This is a genomic window from Shinella sp. M27 (assembly GCF_049199905.1).
In the GTDB taxonomy this organism is placed as follows: domain Bacteria; phylum Pseudomonadota; class Alphaproteobacteria; order Rhizobiales; family Rhizobiaceae; genus Shinella.
Genome location: NZ_JBLZPK010000011.1, coordinates 1 through 20,119 on the forward strand (window position 1 = coordinate 1; position 20,119 = coordinate 20,119).

At 61.5% G+C, this 20,119-nt stretch carries 21 protein-coding genes and 2 pseudogenes; 10 read left to right on the forward strand and 13 right to left on the reverse strand.

Translation table 11 applies throughout. The features are described from left to right. The 7 genes and pseudogenes from ACOZK4_RS03110 to coxB form a co-directional block, all read right to left on the reverse strand. Positions 1–975, reverse strand: a pseudogene (locus ACOZK4_RS03110) (hypothetical protein); the annotation flags it as partial. 159 nt (positions 976–1,134) lie between these two features. Next, positions 1,135–1,548, reverse strand: a pseudogene (locus tag ACOZK4_RS03115) (flavodoxin family protein); the annotation flags it as partial. A 113-nt stretch (positions 1,549–1,661) separates the two neighbouring features. Next, complete coding sequence (locus ACOZK4_RS03120) at positions 1,662–2,729, reverse strand: c-type cytochrome (protein WP_421590400.1); 1,068 nt, start codon at positions 2,727–2,729, stop codon at positions 1,662–1,664. After that, positions 2,723–3,352, reverse strand: a complete 630-nt coding sequence (locus tag ACOZK4_RS03125) for a cytochrome c oxidase assembly protein (RefSeq protein ID WP_421590402.1) — start codon at positions 3,350–3,352, stop codon at positions 2,723–2,725. Before ACOZK4_RS03125 ends, ACOZK4_RS03120 begins: the two co-directional genes overlap by 7 nt. Continuing rightward, positions 3,349–3,729 (reverse strand): hypothetical protein, encoded by a 381-nt coding sequence (locus tag ACOZK4_RS03130; protein ID WP_421590404.1) that lies wholly within the window; start codon positions 3,727–3,729, stop codon positions 3,349–3,351. Before ACOZK4_RS03130 ends, ACOZK4_RS03125 begins: the two co-directional genes overlap by 4 nt. 4 nt (positions 3,730–3,733) lie before the next feature. Then, entirely contained in the window at positions 3,734–6,247 is a 2,514-nt protein-coding gene (gene ctaD / locus ACOZK4_RS03135) for a cytochrome c oxidase subunit I (protein WP_421590406.1), read from the reverse strand. Beyond that, on the reverse strand, positions 6,244–7,305 hold the full coding sequence (gene coxB / locus ACOZK4_RS03140; protein ID WP_421590408.1) for a cytochrome c oxidase subunit II: 1,062 nt from the start codon (positions 7,303–7,305) through the stop codon (positions 6,244–6,246). Before coxB ends, ctaD begins: the two co-directional genes overlap by 4 nt. An 89-nt stretch (positions 7,306–7,394) precedes the next feature. Here coxB and ACOZK4_RS03145 point away from each other — a divergent pair, with 89 nt between their 5' ends. The 7 genes from ACOZK4_RS03145 to ACOZK4_RS03175 all read left to right on the forward strand — a co-directional run bounded on the left by ACOZK4_RS03145 (position 7,395) and on the right by ACOZK4_RS03175 (position 12,527). Continuing rightward, positions 7,395–7,814 carry a DUF2231 domain-containing protein gene (locus tag ACOZK4_RS03145; protein WP_421590410.1) on the forward strand — a complete coding sequence of 140 codons (420 nt, stop codon included), beginning with the start codon at positions 7,395–7,397 and terminating at the stop codon, positions 7,812–7,814. Further along, on the forward strand, positions 7,807–9,288 hold the full coding sequence (locus ACOZK4_RS03150) for a PQQ-dependent sugar dehydrogenase (protein ID WP_421590411.1): 1,482 nt from the start codon (positions 7,807–7,809) through the stop codon (positions 9,286–9,288). The genes ACOZK4_RS03145 and ACOZK4_RS03150 overlap by 8 nt, the downstream gene beginning before the upstream one ends. Before the next feature lie 25 nt (positions 9,289–9,313). Next, positions 9,314–10,165 carry an NmrA family NAD(P)-binding protein gene (locus tag ACOZK4_RS03155; protein ID WP_421590413.1) on the forward strand — a complete coding sequence of 284 codons (852 nt, stop codon included), beginning with the start codon at positions 9,314–9,316 and terminating at the stop codon, positions 10,163–10,165. Positions 10,166–10,261: 96 nt separating this feature from the next. Continuing rightward, the gene (locus ACOZK4_RS03160) at positions 10,262–10,513 is read left to right on the forward strand and encodes a glycine zipper domain-containing protein (RefSeq protein WP_313529706.1); all 252 of its coding nucleotides are present in this window, start codon (positions 10,262–10,264) and stop codon (positions 10,511–10,513) included. Positions 10,514–10,723: 210 nt separating this feature from the next. Beyond that, positions 10,724–11,566, forward strand: a complete 843-nt coding sequence (locus ACOZK4_RS03165; RefSeq protein ID WP_421590654.1) for an SDR family oxidoreductase — start codon at positions 10,724–10,726, stop codon at positions 11,564–11,566. Positions 11,567–11,576: 10 nt separating this feature from the next. Next, positions 11,577–11,837: a hypothetical protein gene (locus ACOZK4_RS03170; protein WP_313529709.1), complete on the forward strand. Its 261-nt coding sequence runs from the start codon at positions 11,577–11,579 to the stop codon at positions 11,835–11,837. 426 nt (positions 11,838–12,263) lie between these two features. After that, positions 12,264–12,527 carry a PepSY domain-containing protein gene (locus ACOZK4_RS03175; RefSeq protein WP_313529711.1) on the forward strand — a complete coding sequence of 88 codons (264 nt, stop codon included), beginning with the start codon at positions 12,264–12,266 and terminating at the stop codon, positions 12,525–12,527. 64 nt (positions 12,528–12,591) lie between these two features. Here ACOZK4_RS03175 and ACOZK4_RS03180 read toward each other — a convergent pair whose 3' ends face one another. Genes ACOZK4_RS03180 through ACOZK4_RS03195 form a run of 4 tightly spaced genes read right to left on the reverse strand, consistent with a single transcriptional unit; the run spans position 12,592 to position 17,530 of the window. Further along, on the reverse strand, positions 12,592–13,734 hold the full coding sequence (locus ACOZK4_RS03180) for a catalase family protein (protein WP_421590415.1): 1,143 nt from the start codon (positions 13,732–13,734) through the stop codon (positions 12,592–12,594). Continuing rightward, entirely contained in the window at positions 13,731–15,983 is a 2,253-nt protein-coding gene (locus ACOZK4_RS03185; protein ID WP_313529716.1) for a xanthine dehydrogenase family protein molybdopterin-binding subunit, read from the reverse strand. Before ACOZK4_RS03185 ends, ACOZK4_RS03180 begins: the two co-directional genes overlap by 4 nt. Before the next feature lie 9 nt (positions 15,984–15,992). Beyond that, entirely contained in the window at positions 15,993–17,009 is a 1,017-nt protein-coding gene (locus tag ACOZK4_RS03190; protein WP_313529718.1) for a xanthine dehydrogenase family protein subunit M, read from the reverse strand. Further along, a complete protein-coding gene (locus ACOZK4_RS03195; protein WP_313529721.1) occupies positions 17,006–17,530 on the reverse strand; it encodes a (2Fe-2S)-binding protein in 525 nt (174 codons plus the stop codon). Before ACOZK4_RS03195 ends, ACOZK4_RS03190 begins: the two co-directional genes overlap by 4 nt. Positions 17,531–17,780: 250 nt before the next feature. On the opposite strand from ACOZK4_RS03195, the gene ACOZK4_RS03200 reads away from it, so the two are divergent. From ACOZK4_RS03200 to ACOZK4_RS03210, 3 genes are all read left to right on the forward strand, one after another. Further along, entirely contained in the window at positions 17,781–17,996 is a 216-nt protein-coding gene (locus tag ACOZK4_RS03200; protein WP_313529724.1) for a hypothetical protein, read from the forward strand. A gap of 191 nt (positions 17,997–18,187) precedes the next feature. Continuing rightward, a complete protein-coding gene (locus tag ACOZK4_RS03205) occupies positions 18,188–18,445 on the forward strand; it encodes a hypothetical protein (protein WP_313529727.1) in 258 nt (85 codons plus the stop codon). Positions 18,446–18,460: 15 nt separating this feature from the next. Further along, on the forward strand, positions 18,461–18,709 hold the full coding sequence (locus ACOZK4_RS03210) for a DUF6894 family protein (RefSeq protein ID WP_409530388.1): 249 nt from the start codon (positions 18,461–18,463) through the stop codon (positions 18,707–18,709). 115 nt (positions 18,710–18,824) lie between these two features. Here ACOZK4_RS03210 and ACOZK4_RS03215 read toward each other — a convergent pair whose 3' ends face one another. After that, positions 18,825–19,541: a Crp/Fnr family transcriptional regulator gene (locus tag ACOZK4_RS03215; RefSeq protein ID WP_313529730.1), complete on the reverse strand. Its 717-nt coding sequence runs from the start codon at positions 19,539–19,541 to the stop codon at positions 18,825–18,827. Positions 19,542–19,838: 297 nt separating this feature from the next. Beyond that, entirely contained in the window at positions 19,839–20,069 is a 231-nt protein-coding gene (locus ACOZK4_RS03220) for a hypothetical protein (protein ID WP_421590416.1), read from the reverse strand. Positions 20,070–20,119: the final 50 nt, after the last annotated feature.

Genomic DNA, 20,119 nt, shown 5'->3' on the forward strand with positions numbered 1-20,119 from the left:
CAGGAAAGGCCCTTCGTTGACCATCTGGTATCGCGTCGGCATGACGGCAACGGTGCGATAGCCACAGGTACCCATCGCCAGCGGCAGCGAATTCTTGATGTGCCCTTCCATGAAGATCGGCAGATACGGCCGCATCCAGCCAAAATCCGCTGCCGGCAGGCCCGTCATCAATGAGAGGGTTGTGGTCCAGGATGCGCCCGCGAAGGTCTCGACGCGCAGAGGCTTCCAGCTCGCGGTTTCGCTCCCAAGGTAGCCGTCCGGTCCGCCGTATTTCCAATCGGGATAGAGCGAAGGCGGGAACATCGATTCCATATGCACGACATAGAGATCCGGCGCCGATGTCATGTCGCCGCAGTTCTGCGCTGGGTTAAATCTCGCGGACACCTTCCGAGCGGCGACTTCGCGATTGAGTTCGATATCTTCGAATAGGAATGAGGCGTCGGAAAAGGAGACGAACAAAGATGAAGCGAAGTGCCCACCCATGTAATAGCCATGGTCGTTCGGCGCTCGAGGATAGGTCAGCGGCAAGAGCGCGAGGGTCGAGGCAAGTCCTGCCAGCCGCCAACCGGCAGCAAGGCGCAACGGCTTTTCGGCCCAAAACAGACCACGTACGACCCATCCTGTCAGGAAGAGCACGATCGGTAGGGGGATGAGCGTCTTCCAGTAATTCCCCAGCACGAAAAGCATGCTTTCTCGGTCGCCCGCAAACGTCATTAAGTCGAAGATATGCGCATTGAAGCCCATCAGCCGCTGTTTTGTCAGCGAAACTGCGGCAACGATGAAGACGACGCCCCAGGAAAGCAACAATGATGCTCCGGCCCGCCGTGTAAAACTGAAAAACAATGCGGCCATTGTCAGCACGACGGCGATTGTAAACGGAACACTGGCCGCGTCGCGCTCGAGGACGCAGAGAACACCAGTTCCCAGAAAACATATAAAGAAAACAACGGGTGAACGCGTCAAGAAATGGAACATTTAGGGATGATTTCCGTAAGTAGTATCTAGAATCGCTACAGTACAGAAAGCGCCTAAATTTCCGAGTCTATTATAATTCTAGGGTTAATCTAGACGCGCGCGCATAAATGTGAAAATATGCTACTTTAGATATGTTGAATTATAGGGGTCGAGCTATGTTAGTTCGGCCGAGACGTGATGTGCACCGTCCTCGTTGCCTAGGACGGTAACGGCGACGACCCGGCCGTACGAAACCATCCGGCCTTCATCGTCCTTTTCCTCCAGGAAGGCGTCCACGCGTTCCAGCGCCCGCTTGCAGACGCTGGAAGGTTGGCCCATCCAGATCGGCGCGCCCATGATGAGGATATCGGTCTCGAGAATCTTGCTGCGGATGGCGGGCCATGCGTCGCCATCGCCTTTGTTCGAGGTAACGCCGGGCTTGATGTCGAAATCAGCAAGCTGGAGGAACTCCGTTGTCACACCCAGCGGTTCCATCGCGACGGCGAGCAGCTTCAGCATGCGATCGGTGGAGGATGGGTCTTCGGCCCGCTTTGTCTTGAGTGTGCCGTTGAGCGCCAGCGCAGTCAGTGTCATGGTTGTCTCACGAGGTTGAGTTGAATACCCAACCGCTTCCCCTGCCGATTGTTTCCGCATCTCAAGACATTGGGATGCGCGGGCTGCATGTCGTTCGGCGAAGGCCAGCACGATTATCGCGCTGCCGGATCCTGACGCGCATCGCGCGCGGCGAAATAGGCGGCTAGCGCCGCAATATCCTCGTCCCGGAGATGGGCGGCTGCCTGCATCATCAGGGCCCTGAACGGGCCGCCACCGCGCTTCCTTCCGACAAAGAGCCGCAACTGATTGGCGAGATAGGCTTCGGTCTGACCGGAGAGCCGCGGATAGGCGGGGTTTGCATCTGCCTTGTCGTGGCAGGAGAGGCAGGCGGGAATGCGTTGCCCGGGATCCCCTTTCAGGGCGAGCAATTCTCCACGCCGCATGAGGATACCCTGCGCCGTCGATTGCAGGCTTGCCGAGGGTTGGCGCGCGAGATGGCCGGCGAGTGTTTTACGCTCGTTCTCACTCAATCCCTGGATTGCCACGGCCATCGTGCCGCTCGGCCGGGTTCCATCCGCATAGGCAGCGAGGGCCTGCTCGAGATAGAGCGCCGATTGTCCGGCGAGATATGGAATGAGGCTTTGGACTCCAAGGCGCCCCGGCATATGGCAGCCGTTGCATGCCTCAAGCGCCGTGTCCGCCGTCGTCGATTGCGTGGCCGCATAGCCCGCGAGAGCGCGGTATCGGTTCGCATCGAGATCGCCGTAGCGGCGCAGGAACGCGACCATGGCCCAGGCTTCATCCTCGCGATCCGCTACCGGCCAGGCTGGCATGCCGGTAAAACGGATGCCATGCTGCACGATCTGGAACAGCTCGGCGTCCGTCCAGGTCGCGATTTTGTCTTTCAGGTCGGGCGGCGCGGGCAGCATCCTGCCGACGCTTTCGGGCCGTGCCAAGGCCGGCGAACCGTGGCAGATGGCACAGCCAGCCTCGAAGTGGCCGGCCGCCATCGGCACCATGCCCTCCGTGAAGACAGGCACCTTCGTGCCGAGCGCTGCGGTGCGCACTGATGACCGCATGACCCAGTGCAGGAACCAGTCGGTCGCCTTCCAGTGGCCCGTGCTCGCGCCGACGCTGATGAAGCCTGACCAGGCGAGAAGAAACACGCCCAGGACTCCCGTAAGAAGGAGGCCGACGATGTGTTTGCGGCCGATCAGCATCGCGGTTTCTCCGTGGGTAGCGCTTCGCCGTCACGCAGCAGCCCGGCCAGAAGCACGATCCCTCCGAGAAGATAGGCGCAGGCGCCGACCATCAGCATGACGACCCCGCCGATCTGCTGGTCGGCGGCGGCCGAAATCGAAATGCCGAAGCAGGAGACATCGCCTTCGCCGTAGAGGGGACGCGGGGCGAGTGCCAGCAGGACGCCGAGCAGGGTCATGTGCATGGAGGTGAACAGCAGCCCGGCCGCGCCGGCAAGTCGGCCTTCCCCCGGCCGCAAGCAGACCCGCCAGAGCAGGATGCCCGCCGTAAGGAAGCTTGCCTGCTCGAGAAAGGAAAGTGTGAGACTCGCGTCGGCGAGCGCGCGCAACGCCGGCAGGTGCCAGAACCAGACTGCGACGAGCTCGAAGAACGATGCGAGCATGGGCGTCATCCGCGCCACGCCCAGTGCTGCATCGAGCCGGGTGCCGCGCATACCGTAGCCGATGAGCGGCGCGGCAACCGCGACGATGCCCATATGGACGATCATATGGACGGTGAACGAGCCGCCGCCGAAACTGGCCACGAGAACGGCGCAAAGCGCGATGAGGAGGAGAAGGCCGAGGAGGCGCGTGGATCTCTTCATGGCTGGCAGGCCTCGATGAAGACGAGCGGCACGGCGACGAAGACCACCCCCACGAAGCTGAGGCCGGAGAGCAGAAGCGTCGCGAAGCCCTGGAAGAGCAGGCGATCCCTGCGGGTCGGTTCGTCATGCGGCAGATCGCCGGAGCCGAAGCCTAATTGCCGCCAGGCGAGAAAGGCGGAGAGGACGATCCCGCCAAGGGCCAAGAGCGTGACCGCGCCGATTGCTAGGCGCATGGTTTCGAAGGAGAGCGATGTGGCGCTCGCCTTCGCGCAATAGGTCGCTGCGGTGATGTAGCAGGCAAGGAAATGCAGCGCCCAGATCGTCGGCGCGGTGAAGAGCGTCCAGAGGCTTTCGATTTCCTTGGGGATCAGACGCATGGCATTACCTCAAGCCCGGAAAGAGGCCGAGAACGCCGAAGGACGTGATCGCGGTGATGACGAGGAAATGCCAGTAGAGCACGACATTGCCCAGGTCCATGTCGTGGCGGGCGCTCATCCGGCCCGCAAGGCTCCGCGCCAGGCAATAGGCCTGCATGATCACGCCGACGCCGCCATGCACGACGGTCCAAAGCGTGACAACCCAGACGATGGCCGGATAGACATGCGCGGTCGGGTCCATCCCCGTGAGATAGGGGCCGGCAAGGCCGGCGCATCCTGCCGCAAGCGCCAACAGCAGGGAGGCGAGCAGCGACAGGCGGGTCAGTGCCGCGCGGTCATGTTCATTCGCCCGGCGCGCCAGCAGCATGGCGAGCCAGGCCAGCGTGAAGAGGCCGGCAGCGGTAAGCGGCCAGAGCATGCCGGGTCCGGCCTGGCCGCCGGTGAAGTCATCGTGGATGGTCCAATAGAAGAAGTAACCGAACATCAGGCTAGCATAGGCTGTGCCGTCGCCGGCCATGGTGATGAACATGGCCCACCAGCCGACCGATTGCGGCCCGGACGTATAGAGCGGCAGCGTCTTGCCCAGGCCGACATCGCGCATTTCCTCCCGGGGTATGACGGCGGTGCCCGTCCAGAGCCAGGCGACGATGGCGGCAAGCGTCATCACGGCTGAGGCGGCCGTCACGATCCACCAATGGAAGGTGAGCGCGATGAAGACACCGCCGAGCGAAAAAGCGGCGATGATGCTCAGAACAGAGGTGCCGCCGACGCGCAGGCACTGGATGGGCTCGGCGTCGAGCACGGAGGTGACGAGCGTCTCGCGCGCGCCGTCCTTCGCGTCGGGCAGATAGAAGCGCCCGGCCTTGATGTCTTCGATGATGTTTGGCTGATCCCAGATCGGATAGCGGCTCTTGATAATGGGAATGGAGCGTACGCCCCACTTCTCCTCCGGTTCGCTGATCCATTCCAGCGTGCCGGCGTTCCACGGATTCTGCTCGCCCTTCGGCTGGCGGTGCTTGGACCGCAGCACGTCGATCACCACGATGGCGACCCCGGCGGCAAAGACGAAGGCACCGATGGTGGAAATCAAGTTGAACCAGTCCCAACCGATCTCTGCGGGATAGGTGAAGACCCGCCGCGGCATGCCGCGAAGTCCTGCCAGATGCATGGGAAAGAAGGCGACGTTAAAGCCGACAAACGTCAGCCAGAAGGCGATTTTGCCGAGCCGGTCGGAGAGCTTTCGCGCGTTGAGCAGCGGATAGTAATAATAAACGCCGGCCACGACCGGAAAGAGCATGCCGCCGATCAGCACGTAGTGCAGGTGGGCGACAATGAAATAGGTGTCGTGCGCCTGCCAATCGAAAGGAACGAGCGCCACCATAACGCCCGTCAGGCCTCCGATGATGAAGATCGCGAGGCCCCCGGCGCCGAACAGCATCGGCACGGAGAAAATGACGCGGCCGGCGAGCATTGTGGCGATGAAGACGAAGATCTGCACGCCGGTGGGGATCGCCACGGCCTCGGAGGCGGCCGAGAAGAACGCGAGTGAAATTTGCGGCAGGCCCGTCGTGAACATGTGGTGTACCCACAGGCCGAAGCTCAGGAAGCCGGTGCCGACGGCGGCGAGCACGATCCACGAATAGCCGACGATGGGAAGCTGTGCGAAGGTCGGCACGATCATCGCCATGAGCGCGATGGCGGGCAGGAAGATGATGTAGACCTCGGGATGGCCGAAGATCCAGAAGAGGTGCTGCCAGAGCAGCGGATCGCCACCGCGCGTCGCATCGAAGAACGGCCAGCCGAACATCCGCTCCATTTCGAACAGGATGTCGCCGGCGATCAGCGGCGGAAAGGCAAAGAGGATCATGCCGGCGACGATCAGGAGGTACCAGGCAAAGAGCGGCATCATGTTGATGCGCATGCCGGGCGCGCGGCACTTCATGATGCCGACGATCAATTCCACCGCGGCGGCGATGGAGGCGACCTCGATGAAGGAAAGCCCGAGCAGCCAGATATCCGCGCCGATCCCCGAATATTCCTTGTCGGTGGCGAGCGGCGGGTACATGAACCATCCCGTATTGGGCGCCGCGCCGAAGAAGATGGAGCCACAGACGAAAACGCCGCCGAGCGCGAAGCTCCAGAAGCCGAAGGCGGAGAGGCGAGGGAAGGGAAGTTCCCGTGCGCCGAGCATCGAGGGCAGGAGGAAGATCGCCACCGCCTCGAAGATCGGCACGGCGAACAGGAACATCATGACGGTGCCGTGCAGGGTGAAGGCCTGGTTGAAGGTGTCGGCGGAGAGGAAGTCGTTGTCAGGAACGGCAAGCTGCACGCGCACCAGAAGGGCCAGCACGCCGGCGAACAGCATGAAGAGGAATGCGGCCGAGCCATACCACAGGCCGATCTCGGTATTGTTGACCGAGGTCCAGTAGCGCCAGCCGGAGGGCGTGCGCCAGACATCGCGGAGCTTTGCCTCCTGCGCCTTGCGTTCTTCGACGGAAAGCTCTGCCGTTTCGGTCATTTGAGCCCCACGAGGTAATCGGCGATAGCGTTGATCTCCGATTCGGGAAGCATGTCGAAGGCCGGCATTTTCGCGCCGGGCTTGACGACATCAGGGTTGCGGATGAAGCGCGTAACGTTCTCGACCGTATTGGCAAGCGTGCCGGCCCCGACCATCTGGCGCTGGCCGAAGAAGGTCAGGTCCGGGCCAAGGCTCGCGGCCTGTGTCATCCCCCTTATGCCGTGACAGCCGGCGCAGCCGTGGAAAGCAAAAAGCCGCTCGCCTTCGCTCCCGCGCGTTCCGTTGCCCGCAGCCTGCGCGCGTCGCCAGGCTAAGTAATCGGCAGGCTCCATGACGATGACGGAAAAGGCCATCAGCGCGTGGGATGTGCCGCAGAATTCGGCGCAGGGTGCGCGGAAGACACCCGTCTTCGTCGGCAGCAGCGAAGACGTATTCGTGCGGCCGGGGATCATGTCCATCTTTCCGCCAAGCACCGGAATCCAGAATGAATGAATGACATCGGCCGCCTCGAGCGAGAAGGCGACCCGCTCCCCCACTGGAAGGCGTAGCTCGTTCGCCGTCTCGAAGGCCGGCATGCCGTCAACGGCCGGATAGCGGATGCGCCACCAGAATTGTTCGCCGGTCACCTCGATCATTTCGGGCTGTGGTGCCTGCTGCGTGAACCACGGCCGGATCACCGGCATCAGCCAGACGGCGTGGGCGAGAAGCGCAAGCAGCATGACAACGGGAAAGGCAACGCCTCCGAACAGGATCAGCCGACCCGCCTGTTCTTCGGTCCACGGTGCTTTCCGCCGCCGTGCCGCGTGAAGGAGTAATCCAACGACGGCAAGCCACACCAATACCGCGCCAATCACCATGACGAGAAGGAGCTGATAGATCGCGGCCGCTTCCTCACCGGCGGGGGCGAGCGCCGACTGAACGCCGGAACAGCCGGTCAACGGCACCAGCAATATCGGAAAGATGCGCCGGAAAATTGCTCTCGCTCCCTTGAGGTCTTCTGAAGCGATATGGCCCGCATTTGCACGTCGGCAAGGGTGTGCCGGCGGTCGTGTCGCCAAGCGTCCGCGCCTTCAGCAGAAATCCCCAAACGGAACATTCCATCGCTTGGCGCGTAAGGTGAGAGTTCAAACACAAAAGAACCGCGCCGATGTCTCTTGACCACACCAAGCCCATGTCCCCCTGGCCGATGCGCGCCGCTTGCGGATTCTTCGCGTCGTTTCCGGTCGCCTGCTTCTTCCTCACCGTTCTGACTGACATCGCCTATTGGCAGACGTCGAACCTGCTCTGGCTTCATTTCTCCGAATGGCTGTTGTTGGCCGGGCTGATCTTCGGGCTTTTGGCCTTGGTCATAGCCGTGCTCGGCCGCGCCATCTGGAAGGACGGCCCGTCATGGTCCGCGCTTCTTGCCGGCGTATTCGTGCTTCTGGCGGCGACGTTGAACAGCTTCATCCACACTGCCGATGGTTGGACGGCTGTCGTCCCCTATGGACTGGCGGTGTCGATCGTCACGGTGCTGGTCATGGCCTTGGCTGCTTGGCTCGGCCGGCAGGAGGCTTCCCATGTCTAGGCGCGCAATCCTTCTTGTGGCTCTTCTGCTCGCCGGCTGCGGCGGCAACGACGATTTCGACGCCTCGCGCCAGATCGGCCCCGATCCGGTACTTCCCGAACCGTCGCAAAGCCTGTGGCCGGACCTCAAGGTGGCGACGGTCGTCGGATGGAAAGAAGGAGAGAAACCGGAAGTCCCAGCGGGTCTCGCCGTCACCGTCTATGCCAAGGATCTCGCCAATCCGCGCACCGTGCACACGCTTGCGAATGGCGACGTTCTGGTCGTGCAATCGAAAGCGCCTGAAGGCAAGCCGCTGAACCGGCCCAAGGATATCATCCGTGGCTGGATCATGGCGATGGCGGCCCACGGCGGAGGGGGAGGCAGCGAGACGAACCGCATCACGCTTCTGCGCGATACAAATCGCGATGGGGCGGTGGATGAGCGCCAGGATATTCTGGCCGATTTGAATTCGCCCTTCGGTGTCGCATGGCACGATGGAACGCTGTACGTCGCTGCGGCCGACGCCATCCTCGCCTATCCCTACGAACTCGGCGGCGGAAAGATTACGGCTAAGCCGAAGATTTTGACGCCGCTTCCCGGCGGGCCGATCAATCACCATTGGACGAAGGATCTCGCCCTCAGTCCTGACGCGCGGTTTCTCTTCGTGTCGATCGGCTCGAATTCCAACGCCGGAGAACGGGGTATCGAGGCCGAGAAGGGACGAGCGGCCATCTGGCAGGTCGACCGCCAGACCGGTGCGGCAAAGGTCTTTGCTTCGGGTTTGCGCAATCCCAATGGCCTCAACTTTCACCCGCAGACCGGCGAACTCTGGACTGTGGTCAACGAGCGTGACGAGCTCGGTTCCAATCTCGTTCCAGACTATCTCACCTCGGTGAAGGAGGGCAGTTTCTACGGCTGGCCCTGGAGCTACTACGGACAGCATGTCGATCCGCGGGTTCATCCGCAGCGTCCTGACATGGTCGAGCGGGCGATCGTGCCGGACTACGCGCTGTCGAGCCATGTCGCGGCGCTGGGCCTCGCCTTCACCGATGATTCCGCCATGCCGGAGGCTTTCCGCGACGGCGCCTTTGTCGGCAATCACGGCAGCTGGAACCGCAACGCCTTCAACGGCTACAAGGTCATCTTCATCCCCTTCGCCAACGGGCGCCCATCCGGCGCCGTTCAGGATGTCGTGACCGGCTTCCTGGCAGGGGATGAGGCCCGTGGCCGACCGGTCGGTCTTGCCATGGACGGAACGGGCGCCCTGCTTATCGCCGATGACGCCGGCAATACCATTTGGCGCGTCGCGGCCGCCGATGGGTCCATAACGGCGCAGCCGCTTTCGACGGACAAGGTTTCGGCATCGGTTGCAAATGATGCGACGTCGACGGGGACGCTGGACGAGAAGCCAGGGGATGCGGCGACCGCCGACGGATCTGCAACGCCCGCCCAGACCGATATCGCCCCCGCGGTTTCGTCGGAAGACGGACAATAGACGGTACAAGCGACAGGAGCGCACAATGTTCATCGTTCTGGGAGCAACGGGCCATATCGGGTCCGAACTCGTGAACCTGCTCGATGCGGCCGGCGAAACGGTCATTGCGATCGTGCACGACGCCGGCAAGGCCGACGACATCCGCACCGCGAATGTCGAGCCGATCGCTCTCGATGTGGGGAAGACCGCGCCGTTGCACGATCTCTTTCGTCGAGGCCGCCGCGCCTTTCTCCTCAATCCGCCGGCCGATCCGGGCGGCGATACGGATGCAACGGAAACGGCGACAGCGCGTGCCATCACGGACGCCTTGCCCGGTTCGGGCCTTGAAAAGGTCGTTGTCGCCTCGACCTATGGCGCCCAGCCGGGAGAGGGGATCGGTGACCTGTCCGTCCTGTTCGACTTCGAGCAGCAAGCCGAGGCAAGCGGCGTTCCCACGGCGATAAACCGTGCGGCCTACTACTACACGAACCTCGACATGCTGCTGGAGCCCGCGAGGGAAGGCGTCCTGCAGACACCCTTTCCGGGCGACATGCGTCTGCCGATGGTTTCGCCTGTCGACATCGCGAAAGCGGCCGCCAGCCGTCTTCTCTCCAAATCTGACGACGTCGGCATACGCTATGTCGAAGGGCCGCGTCGGTACACATTCGACGATGTCGCGACCGCCTTCTCGACGGCGCTCGGCCGCCCTGTGCGGCTGGAGACCATTCCACGCGACAAATGGGAGGAGAACTTTCGCGCCTTGGGCTTCTCGCCGGAAGCAGCCCGTGCCTATGCCCGGATGACCGCAGCGACGGCCGATGGGCCGCATCTGCCGGCCGATCCCCTGCGCGGTGACGTTGCCCTGCTCGACCATATCAGAAGCCTGAGCGGACAATAGGCACCCAAGCCTGCCCTCCGCCTCAATCCGGGTCACACGGCCGGGAACTTGTGGGGCGGCTGCGGGTTCTCACAAGGTCGAGATAGGGAGGTTACCATGAAAAAGCACATGATTATTGCCTGCGTCGGGTTATCGCTCGCCGCCTGTACCGCAACGGAACGGGGCGCCGGTGTTGGCGCCGCGACGGGCGCGGTTGTCGGTGGCGTTGCGACCGGCAATGTCCGCGGCGCCGCCGTTGGAGCAGCGGTCGGCGGTGTCGCCGGCGCGTTGATCGGCAATGTCGCGGATCAGCCAGGACGCTGCTACTACAGGGACCAGTACGGTAACAGATACGTCGATCGTTGCTAGATCAGGCTTCAGAGGCGTGGGCGCCGGACACGTTGCCGGCGCCAGTCTGTCTGGCGCTCATACCGTTTTACTTTCCGTAATCAGGTTTGGTCGGCTCGACCGCCGGTTTCCAGGTACTAGTTTGAAGGAACATCTTCATTGCCGCCGCGTTCGAAGCGAAAGCCGTTGTTGATGGAGACTAAGATGTCTGAAAGTGATGCGCGACGTCCAATGCCCCCTCAACCGGAGCAGGACCAACCCCCACCTGGTTTGACAGGCGTGATGAGGCCGATACCGGACCACGGGGAGGAGACCTATGTTGGTACCGAAAGGCTGAAGGGGAAAGTGGCGCTGATCACCGGAGCCGATTCTGGGATTGGCCGGGCCGTAGCTATCGCCTTCGCGCGCGAAGGCGCCGACATTGCAATTTCCTATCTCAGCGAAGATCAGGACGCCAATGAGACCGCCCGCTGGGTCGATGAAGCGGGCCGCAAGGCTCTCGTGCTCCCCGGGGATATAACCAGCGAGGATCACTGCCATCATCTCGTGCGTCAGTGCCTGGAAAACTTCGGCCAACTCGACATCCTGGTGAACAATGCCGCGTTCCAGCGGACCTATGCGGATATCGGCGATATTAGCACCGAGGAATGGGATCGCACGTTCCGGACCAATATCTATGCGCCGTTCTTCCTGGCCCGTGCAGCCATCCCGCATTTGAAGCCTGGCAGTGCCATCATCAACACGACATCGATCCAGTCGCGTCAGCCGTCGCCGCATCTTCTCGCCTACGCGGCGACGAAGGGAGCGATTTCAAACTTCACCGCGGGGCTCGCCGAAATGGTGGCGGAGAAGGGAATCCGTGTGAACGCCGTCGCGCCGGGACCGATCTGGACGCCGCTCATTCCTTCCACCATGCCACCCGAGAAAACGAAGGATTTCGGCAAGCAAACGCTCATTGGCCGCGCTGGCCAGCCCGCTGAACTGGCCGGGGCCTTCGTCCTGCTCGCCTCCGACCTCGGCAGCTACATGACGGGCGCGGTGATCCCCGTAACGGGTGGCGAGATCATGATCTGAGAGAGGAACGATGACCGATATACGCAAACATGGTTTCGAGAGCGATGCGCAATGGCGCGAATACCTGCAGGAGATCGAAGAGGCGGGACATCCGGCAAACATCCGGCCGGCAAGCGATCAGGATGTGCTTGACGACCTCGCCGCGCTGCGCGCTGACGTCGCCGCGCTGCGGGAGCGGATAGGCATGCGGCGCTGTGGCAACATGATGCGATGGAGGCGTATCGTCGGTGCGGCGGTCTTGCTTATGCTGGTCGCCGCTGCGGGCAGATAAGAAAAGCCAAGGGAAAGTCAACGGTCCACACTTGGAAAGCATCAAGCAGAACCACACCTGACAGGGGACGCGCGGCGCATGCGGGCCGTGTAGCGACGACCGCAACCGTCGGCGCCGCTGCAACGGCTGCGGGAAGCGACGCGGCGCCTGATCCTGCCACCGGATACTTTACGGACATGCTCCTCCGTCCGCAGGATGGGGCGGCGAGGGCACAATCTGACGATACGGCCGCGGCCGCGGAAGTCTCTGCATCCTAGTGCAGAGTGCAGCCAAGGGGGAGGTCGTCGAAGCGGATCGCGCCTATGTCGCCACCATCGTGGCGTCCCGTGCCAATATCCCTCCGGAAGAGGCCCGCGCACGCGTGGATCAGCGTCTATCGATCGCGAGACAACCACAAGCCCGCGGCATTTCCCATTCAAGGAAAGAGTGGTTTCGGTTGCCGTGGAACGAAACGAGCACGTTACAGTGATCGGGCGCCGATTTGTATGCAGCCTGATTTGCCCCTTACCCTCGTACTTTCCTTTATCGGAGACCCTGGGGGAAGGGGAGCGGCGTTCGGACTTCCAGCGCCTCATCGAGAGGTCGTGGAACGACCGTGGCTACTATGAGATCGAATATCGCACGACCGACAAGGCGAAAGTGGATATCAATATCGACGCCAAAAGCGGAACGCCGGTCGATCAGGAATAGGAGAACGTATAGAGACGATGGGTGTCAGGCTCATTCGCGATCAACTCCGTCCTCCGAAATCGTATTAAGCGTCTCGGAGCGCTTCTCTTTCAGCGAAATGCCCCCGTTCGCGGTTCAATGGGCAGGACATCGGTTCCGTCACCGGCATCGCATTGCGCTGAGAGCGGAATGCCGCCGACTTCTCATATGCCAATTTGCGTAGTCGCATGATTGAGCCGAGCGGCTGGTGGGCCTTGATACCGTTCCATGGACTGAACCGCATGCCGTCATCGACCGTGTTGGAGCGCTCTTCGCTCCATGCCTGTTGGGGATCCACGATGAGCCGGGCAACTGTGATAAATGGGCTGGTCTTCTCATCCCAGGGAGAGATGCCTTCGACGGGCATCGCATCAAGATCGGTACAAAGCTGGATCTGCAGATGCCAGATTGCCGTTTCCTCGACGAAGAACTGCTCGACTTCATGGCGTATGGCATCGGCATCCTTACCAATATCGACCTGTTTATTTGCGAGAGCCCGGAGATTGTCCGAGGCGGGTACGACGCCCACCTTCGCAACAAAGTCGCTGTATCGAATGGGCACTTGCGAATAGAAGCTCTCGCCGAGAATATGGGTTGGTGGATTATCTCCCAGCGACTTCAGCATCGAGCTCTGGCCGCCGACCGCCTCGACAACGGATTCCAGACCCCTGAACACCTTCGAGACAAGCTCCTTTAGGCCTTCAATCCGATCGGTGGTCAAAGCGAGCATCCTAAGGTTCTTCAGAAACGCCTTTCCGCTTGGCGAATTGAACTCCTTGCCGTTGGCCAGCACGAAGTCCTGATTGAATGATCCCTCGGAGCCAGCCAGCCGTGCGCCCTCGACATCAAGAACCTTTAAAGCCATACCGCGCGGCGTTGAGACGCTATCGTGCAGCAGATCACCGGGCGTCGTTGAAAGCCGCATGACGCAGTCGTAGGCCTGCGATTTGTCGAAAATGCCCTGTGCAAGTTCCGGTGGCAGATCGGCGAGCACCTCCAGACGCGCCGCAAGCAGGCCGTGGCGCTTGGCATGGACGCATCGCATTGCGTGGCCGCTGTCGGCATAGGTCTTCTGCGCGATAGACAGCATGGTCTCGGCAAGGTCGCGAGCGATTTGCGGTTCATCGGGTTCGATCTGCTCCAAGTCGGGACGGTAGCGGAGCGGGGTAACGGCAAGGCGTCCGGTCATTGAGCGGCCTCGCTTTGGAGAATCTTGTCTACAGTGATCGGCAGGTTACGGATGCGTTTCCCTGTGGCGTGGAAGATCGCATTCGACACGGCCGCGGCAACGCCGACGATCCCGATTTCACCGAGGCCCTTGACTCCGATCGGGCTTGCCATGTCGTCGTCCTCTTCCACGAAGATCACCTCGATATCGCGGATATCCGCATGGGCGGGCACATGATATTCGGCGAGATTGTGGTTCATGATCCGGCCGGTCCGGTGGTCGATCATGCCCTCCTCGTGGAGCGCCATGCCGATACCCATCACAATGCCGCCGAGAATCTGGCTACGGGCGGTCTTGGGATTGAGGATGCGTCCGGCGCCGATGGCGCTGACGACGCGGGTGACCCGCACGATCCCAAGCTCCTCGTCCACCTTCACTTCGACGAAGACCGCCGAATGGGTGTAGGAGGCATATCGCATCATGGTCAGCATATCCGGGCCGACCTTGGCATGCTCCTCGATCGCCTCGAGCCCCGCCGCCTGCAGGATGTCAGCCGTTGAAACGCCAATCTGGTGATTGCTTTCCAGGACGAGGCGGCCTTCGGCAATTTCGACCTGCTGCTCTTTCGCCTCCTTTAGCGGTGAATTCTCCATCGACTGAGCATGCGTGAGAAGCGTCTTGATGACCGCCTTCGCGGCGGCCTGCACAGCCGATCCTGTGGTCGCGGCCGTCCAAGAGCCGCCCTCGACGCCGGTCTTGGGAAGATCGGATGCGCCGATCTCGACCCTCACGGCGTTGATCGGACAGTCGAAAGCTTCCGCCGCGAGCTGGCCGAGGATCGTATAGGTGCCGGTGCCGATATCGGAAGCGGCGGCGCTGACGGTTACGCTGCCGTCGACCGACAGTCGGACCTTCGCCTCGCCCTTCGACATCATCGCCTCCCAGATGCCGCCTGCCATGCCCCAGCCGACGAGATCGTCGCCCTCGCGCATGGAGCGCGGCGCGGCAGAGCGCTCGGCCCAGCCGAACCGCGCTGCGCCTTCGCGATAGCAGGCGTGCAGCGCCTTGGATGTGATCGCCTTATCCTGGTTCTGGTCTCGGTGGATGAAATTGCGGATGCGCAGTTCCAAAGGATCGATGCCAACCGCATAGGCCAGCTCGTCCATGGCCGCTTCCAATGCGGTGACGCCGGTGGCCGCCCCCGGCGCGCGCATGTCGCCCGGCGTTGCGAGATCGAGCTTGGCGATCTCGTACGATATTTTGACGTTCTCGCATTTATAAGCGAGGCCCGACCAGTTCGCCACGTTCTCCTGATAGTCCTCATGGCGCGATGTGGCATGAACGGCATGGTGCATCACCGCCTGCAGATGCCCCTCGGCGTCGGCCGCGAGCGAGACGGTCTGGATACAGGACGGGCGCCATGTCAGGTAGAACATTTCCTGTCGCGTCATCTCTACCTTCATCGACCGGTTCAGATCGAGGCTTGCCATGACGGCGAAGAAGAGTTGGTGCTTAGGTCGCAGCGCCTGGCCGAAGGCGCCGCCAACAAAACTGTTTTTCACGACCACTTTTCCCGGGTCGAGGCCGAAGACGCCGCAGATGTAGTCGCGGCTATTCTGCGAGCCTTGCGTCTTGTCGTGAATGGTCAGCGCGCCGCCCGTGTCGAGGAGAACGGTGGAGGCAAAGAGTTCCATCGGGTTGTGGTGCTCCCCGGAAAGAACATAGTCAGCGGAGACCTTGTGGGCGGCGGCGGTGAATGCTGCCTCGGCATCGCCTCTTGGCGGTGGCGGCATGAACTGCTTCATGCGCGGGACGGGCGGTTCGTAGCTTTCGTGACGCTGCGCGACAATGTCGGTGTGCGGCTCCTCCGAGAGGTATTCGATCTGGATCAGCCCGGCGGCGTCGCGTGCCGCTTCTGGGCTTTCAGCGACGACGAAGGCAACCGGCTGGCCGTCGAAGAGCACGCGGTCGTTTTCGAGCGGGCGGAATGGATGACCGGGTAGCGCGACCGCATCCTTCCACTTGCTGTCCCGGTAGGCCGTCTTGGGCCGGTTCTCGTGCGTGTAGATCTTGACGACGCCCGGGAAATGTTCGGCTGCTGCCGTATGGATGGCGCGAATGCGGCCAGTGGCGATGGTCGCAGGCACCACATGCCCGTAGAGCATGCCCGGCCCGAAATGTTCCGCCGCATATCGTGCCTGGCCAGTCACCTTCAGCGGGCCGTCGATGCGCGAAACCGGCAGGCCGACGGTTTTGGATTGATTGAGCATGTTCGCCTCCTACTGGATCGCTTTAACGGTTTGATCCTGCGGATGGCCGCTCACGGCCTGCCGCAGCGCGCGCACAATGGCGCGGTGGGCGAGAGGAATCTTGAAGTCGTTATGGCCCCGGCCTTCCGCTCCTGCCAGCAAGCGATCGGCAAGGCGAATGAAGGCCTCTTCTCCGGCTGGCGCGCCGGCAAATTCCGCCTCGGCCAGTGGATCGCGCCATGGCTTGTGGGCAACCCCGCCGAGCGCGACGCGCAGTTCGACGAAACGCCCGTCGGCAACCTGCACGGCCGCGGCGACGGAAACGAGTGCGAAGGCGTAGGAAAGGCGGTCGCGCAGCTTCAGATAGGTGTGATGCCCGGCGAAATGGTTGGCTTCGAGCCGGACGCCAGTGACGATCTCGCCACGGCGGAGCGTGTTGTCCCGATCCGGCGTGTCGCCAGGCAGGCGATGGAAATCGGCGAAGCCGATCTCGCGCGCGCCATCCGGCCCCTCGACCTCCACCGTCGCGTCTAGCGCTGCGAGCGCCACGCACATGTCAGAAGGATGCACGGCAATGCAGGCATCGCTTGTGCCGAGGATTGCGTGAATGCGGTTAAGGCCGCCGATGGCCGGACAGCCGCTTCCAGGATCACGCTTGTTGCACGGCGATGCGGGGTCATAGAAATAATAACAGCGTGTACGCTGGAGCAAATTGCCGCCGGTCGTCGCTGCATTGCGCAGTTGCGGCGAAGCGCCGGCGAGGATGGCGCTCGACAAGAGCGGAAAGCGTTGCTTGACGCGCGGATCGTAGGCGACAGCCGAATTGCTGACCAGCGCCCCGATCCGCAGGCCGCCGTCGGGCAATTCGACGATCTCCTTCAACGGCAGACGATTGATATCGACCACGGCCTCTGGCTCCGCGACATCGTATTTGATCAGATCGATGAGATTGGTTCCGCCAGCCAGCAACTGCGCCTGCGGATTGGCCATCAGAGCCGCGACCGCCTCGCGAACGGATTCGGCGCGGGTGTAGGAAAAGGGTTTCATTCGGCGGCCTCCCGTTGGGCGGTTCCAGCCTGGGTGGAGAGCACCTCCTCAATGGCATCCGCAATGTTCGTGTAGGCGCCGCAGCGACAGAGGTTGCCGCTCATCAGTTCGCGGATCTCGTTGCGGCCTTGCGCATGGCCTTCGTTGATCAGGCCGACGGCCGAACAGATTTGACCGGGTGTGCAATATCCGCACTGAAAGGCATCGTGCTCGACGAAGGCCCTTTGCAAAGGGTGCATGTCGCCAGGTGTGCCGAGACCCTCGATCGTGGTAATTTCCGCGCCATCGAGTGTGACGGCGAGCTTGAGACAGGAATTCATCCGCTTGCCATCGATCAGCACCGTGCAGGCGCCGCATTGCCCGTGGTCGCAACCTTTCTTGGTGCCGGTCAGCTCAAGCTCGCTGCGCAACAGGTCGAGCAGGGTTGTCCAGGGGTGGACCTCTACGTTCTGAGCAATGCCATTGATATCTAGGATGAGCGAAGAGGTGGGGAGGCCCGATTGAGCGCGCGGAGTGTCCATGTCTTCTGCCTTTTCATTGCGGGAACTGTTCGCTAACGAGAGGCATCCTGTATTGTTCCGGTGCGCGCTATATGCTCGACGCGTATCCCGGCGGCACGTTCAATTCGGCCACGGATAAGCCTGTACTTGAGGCGACCGCAAGAGCGCACTACGGGCGTGACGGCGCATAGACCGCGCGCGCCGGTTCACGGTTGCCCGCTGGCCAAATGCCCTATGTCCCGTTGCCCGTAAGCACCAAGAGGAGGGCGACTTGAACAGCGAAAAATTGGATCAGCCTATCGATCGCGGAACAAAGGCACGCTGCCCTGCCGGTTCGGTCTGGGGCGACCCCAATGAAACGAAGAGGGTCGTGGAGGAAATGGCTGAGGCGGAGCGAAGAACGCGGCACGAGAAGACGCTGGCTTTGCGTGCTCTGCGCCTCTCTCAGGTCGCCTCCAAGAAGCCAAGGGAACCGACAGGATCGTAAACTCATTACTCTGTTGCACTGACCAAACCCCTTGCGCCGCCCACTGCGGGGCATTTCTTTGGAAGCTTGTAGGCAGGGCAAATCTTGCAGAGCGCGGCGTTACGCTGAGTTAAGTCACTCGAGGAAACAGAGCCTTCACACGGAACAGTGCTGCCTGCGCCAGCATTCTGATTGCGAAGATGGAGGCTGCCATGACCAAACCCGCAAATGACAAATCGACCATGTCGACGCCAACTGTCGAGGACCCCCATCCCGGCAGTATCTCTGATGGCACACATCCCGCAGCGACCGAGCATTCCCCACTGGGATCAGACCACAATAGCGGCAAGGCCGGATTACACATTACCGGCGTGGGCAAGCCCAAACACCGGCCTCATGTCAAAAATGGCAAAAGCCGTGTCAACACCGAAGCGCCAAGGCACCCCACCAAATCTGCTTATGGATCATGAGCGAAGGCTAGTTTGATGGGACGATTTTTTTTCAAAATCCAGGATCAAGAAGGCGTGCTACAGCCTGACCGCGGCTTCGACTTCCCAACCTTGGACGGTGCCATAGAAGAAGCTAGGAAACTACTGGCCGAGATGGCGGTCGATGGACTTCCCAACGGACCAGTCGACAGTATCGCGGTTGAGCTGCAGGATGCCAACCGAGTTCCGATTATTACCGTGCGATTGGTCCTCGAAACAATACCTCATGGCGATCGACAGCTGTAGACCGAGCTATGCAGACCTCGAAGACATTCTTTTCAGACGCCAGGACGACCGTCTTCGTTCAACAACGGGCGGATAACCCCTAGCACGTCGGACATGGACGGCGACCCGACACAATTCAGCCAAGCCCACTCATCAGACGACGATACTCTGCTTCCGGCCGTCCATAAGAATCATGCGCGAACTCCTCAAGTCCTGCACGATCCCTTATTACGACGCTGCCGCGTAATGAGCGAATGAAGCCGTCGCCTTCGAGAACGTGCAACGCGGTCGTGACACTCGGCCTTCTTACGCCCAGCAGCACGGAGAGGAGTTCGTGCGTGACCGCCATCTCGTCGCTCCGTGAACGGTCGTGGCACATGAGAAGCCAGCGCGCGAGCCGCTCGTTGACGTCGTGCACCGCGTTGGATACGGCCGTATGTGCCAGCTGCACGGCGAACCCCTCCATTGAGCGGTTCATGATTTGCACGAAAGGCTTGCTGTGGTCCATCCAGCGGCGAAAATCGTCAAAATCCATGCTGTAGCCCTCCGCGTCGATCTGGACCGCCACATCATAGGAACTGACGCGCGCGCCCGTGACGGCAGCTGTGGGAATGTAACCATCGAAACCGAAGATGCCCGCCTCCGCACGTCTGCCTTTCGGGGTCTTGATTACGACGGACCCTATGCCGGAGGTCAGAAAATATATGGCATCAATCGGCTGGTCCCGAATCGCCAGCATTGTCCCTCTCGAGAAGACGCCATATTTCAGATCGGGCGCCAGCATCTCGAAGTCGATAGCGGGCAGAAGCTGCAGGAGATTGTTAGCAGGGGCAGAGCGCAACGACGCGGACATGTCCATGCCTCCTGTTCTTGGATCGAAGCAATAACCAGCACCTTGATAAATCGTTTATGAATGGTGCCGCCAATCTGGCGATGATTACGCCGTCCGGTGGGAGACGCAAGAGCGAGCATGGGCGGTAGCAAATACGATTGGGCTAACGCAAATCAGCCGGCTCGAGTCTGGGAGCCGGCCTCTTAGCTCGGCGGCCTCGCGGGTCGAAAACGTCGCCCATAGGGTCTTCGTGATGGCATCGGACATGGCACCTTCTTCTCTTGTTCAGGGACAAGGCGATGGTTTCAGTTTTTGCGATCAGGCGCTGTCGCGGGTGTAGAACATGCGGGCGGAGGCCTCGATGATCGAACGGTGCTTGACCGGATCGAAGGTGACGGCGGGAAACGTCTCGAAAAGATACTTGGCAAAGCTCTCCCTGGCGTCCTCAGACGTATCGAACCACGGCTGCGCGGTGAGTTCGTCGAAGATCAACTTCAATGCGCCCAATTCGTCCGGTTCGAACGTTCCCTTGGAAGTGTAGTTGCCCATGCCCGCCTCCTATGTGCGATAGGCGCGAGTCTAGGATCGCATAGGCGCGT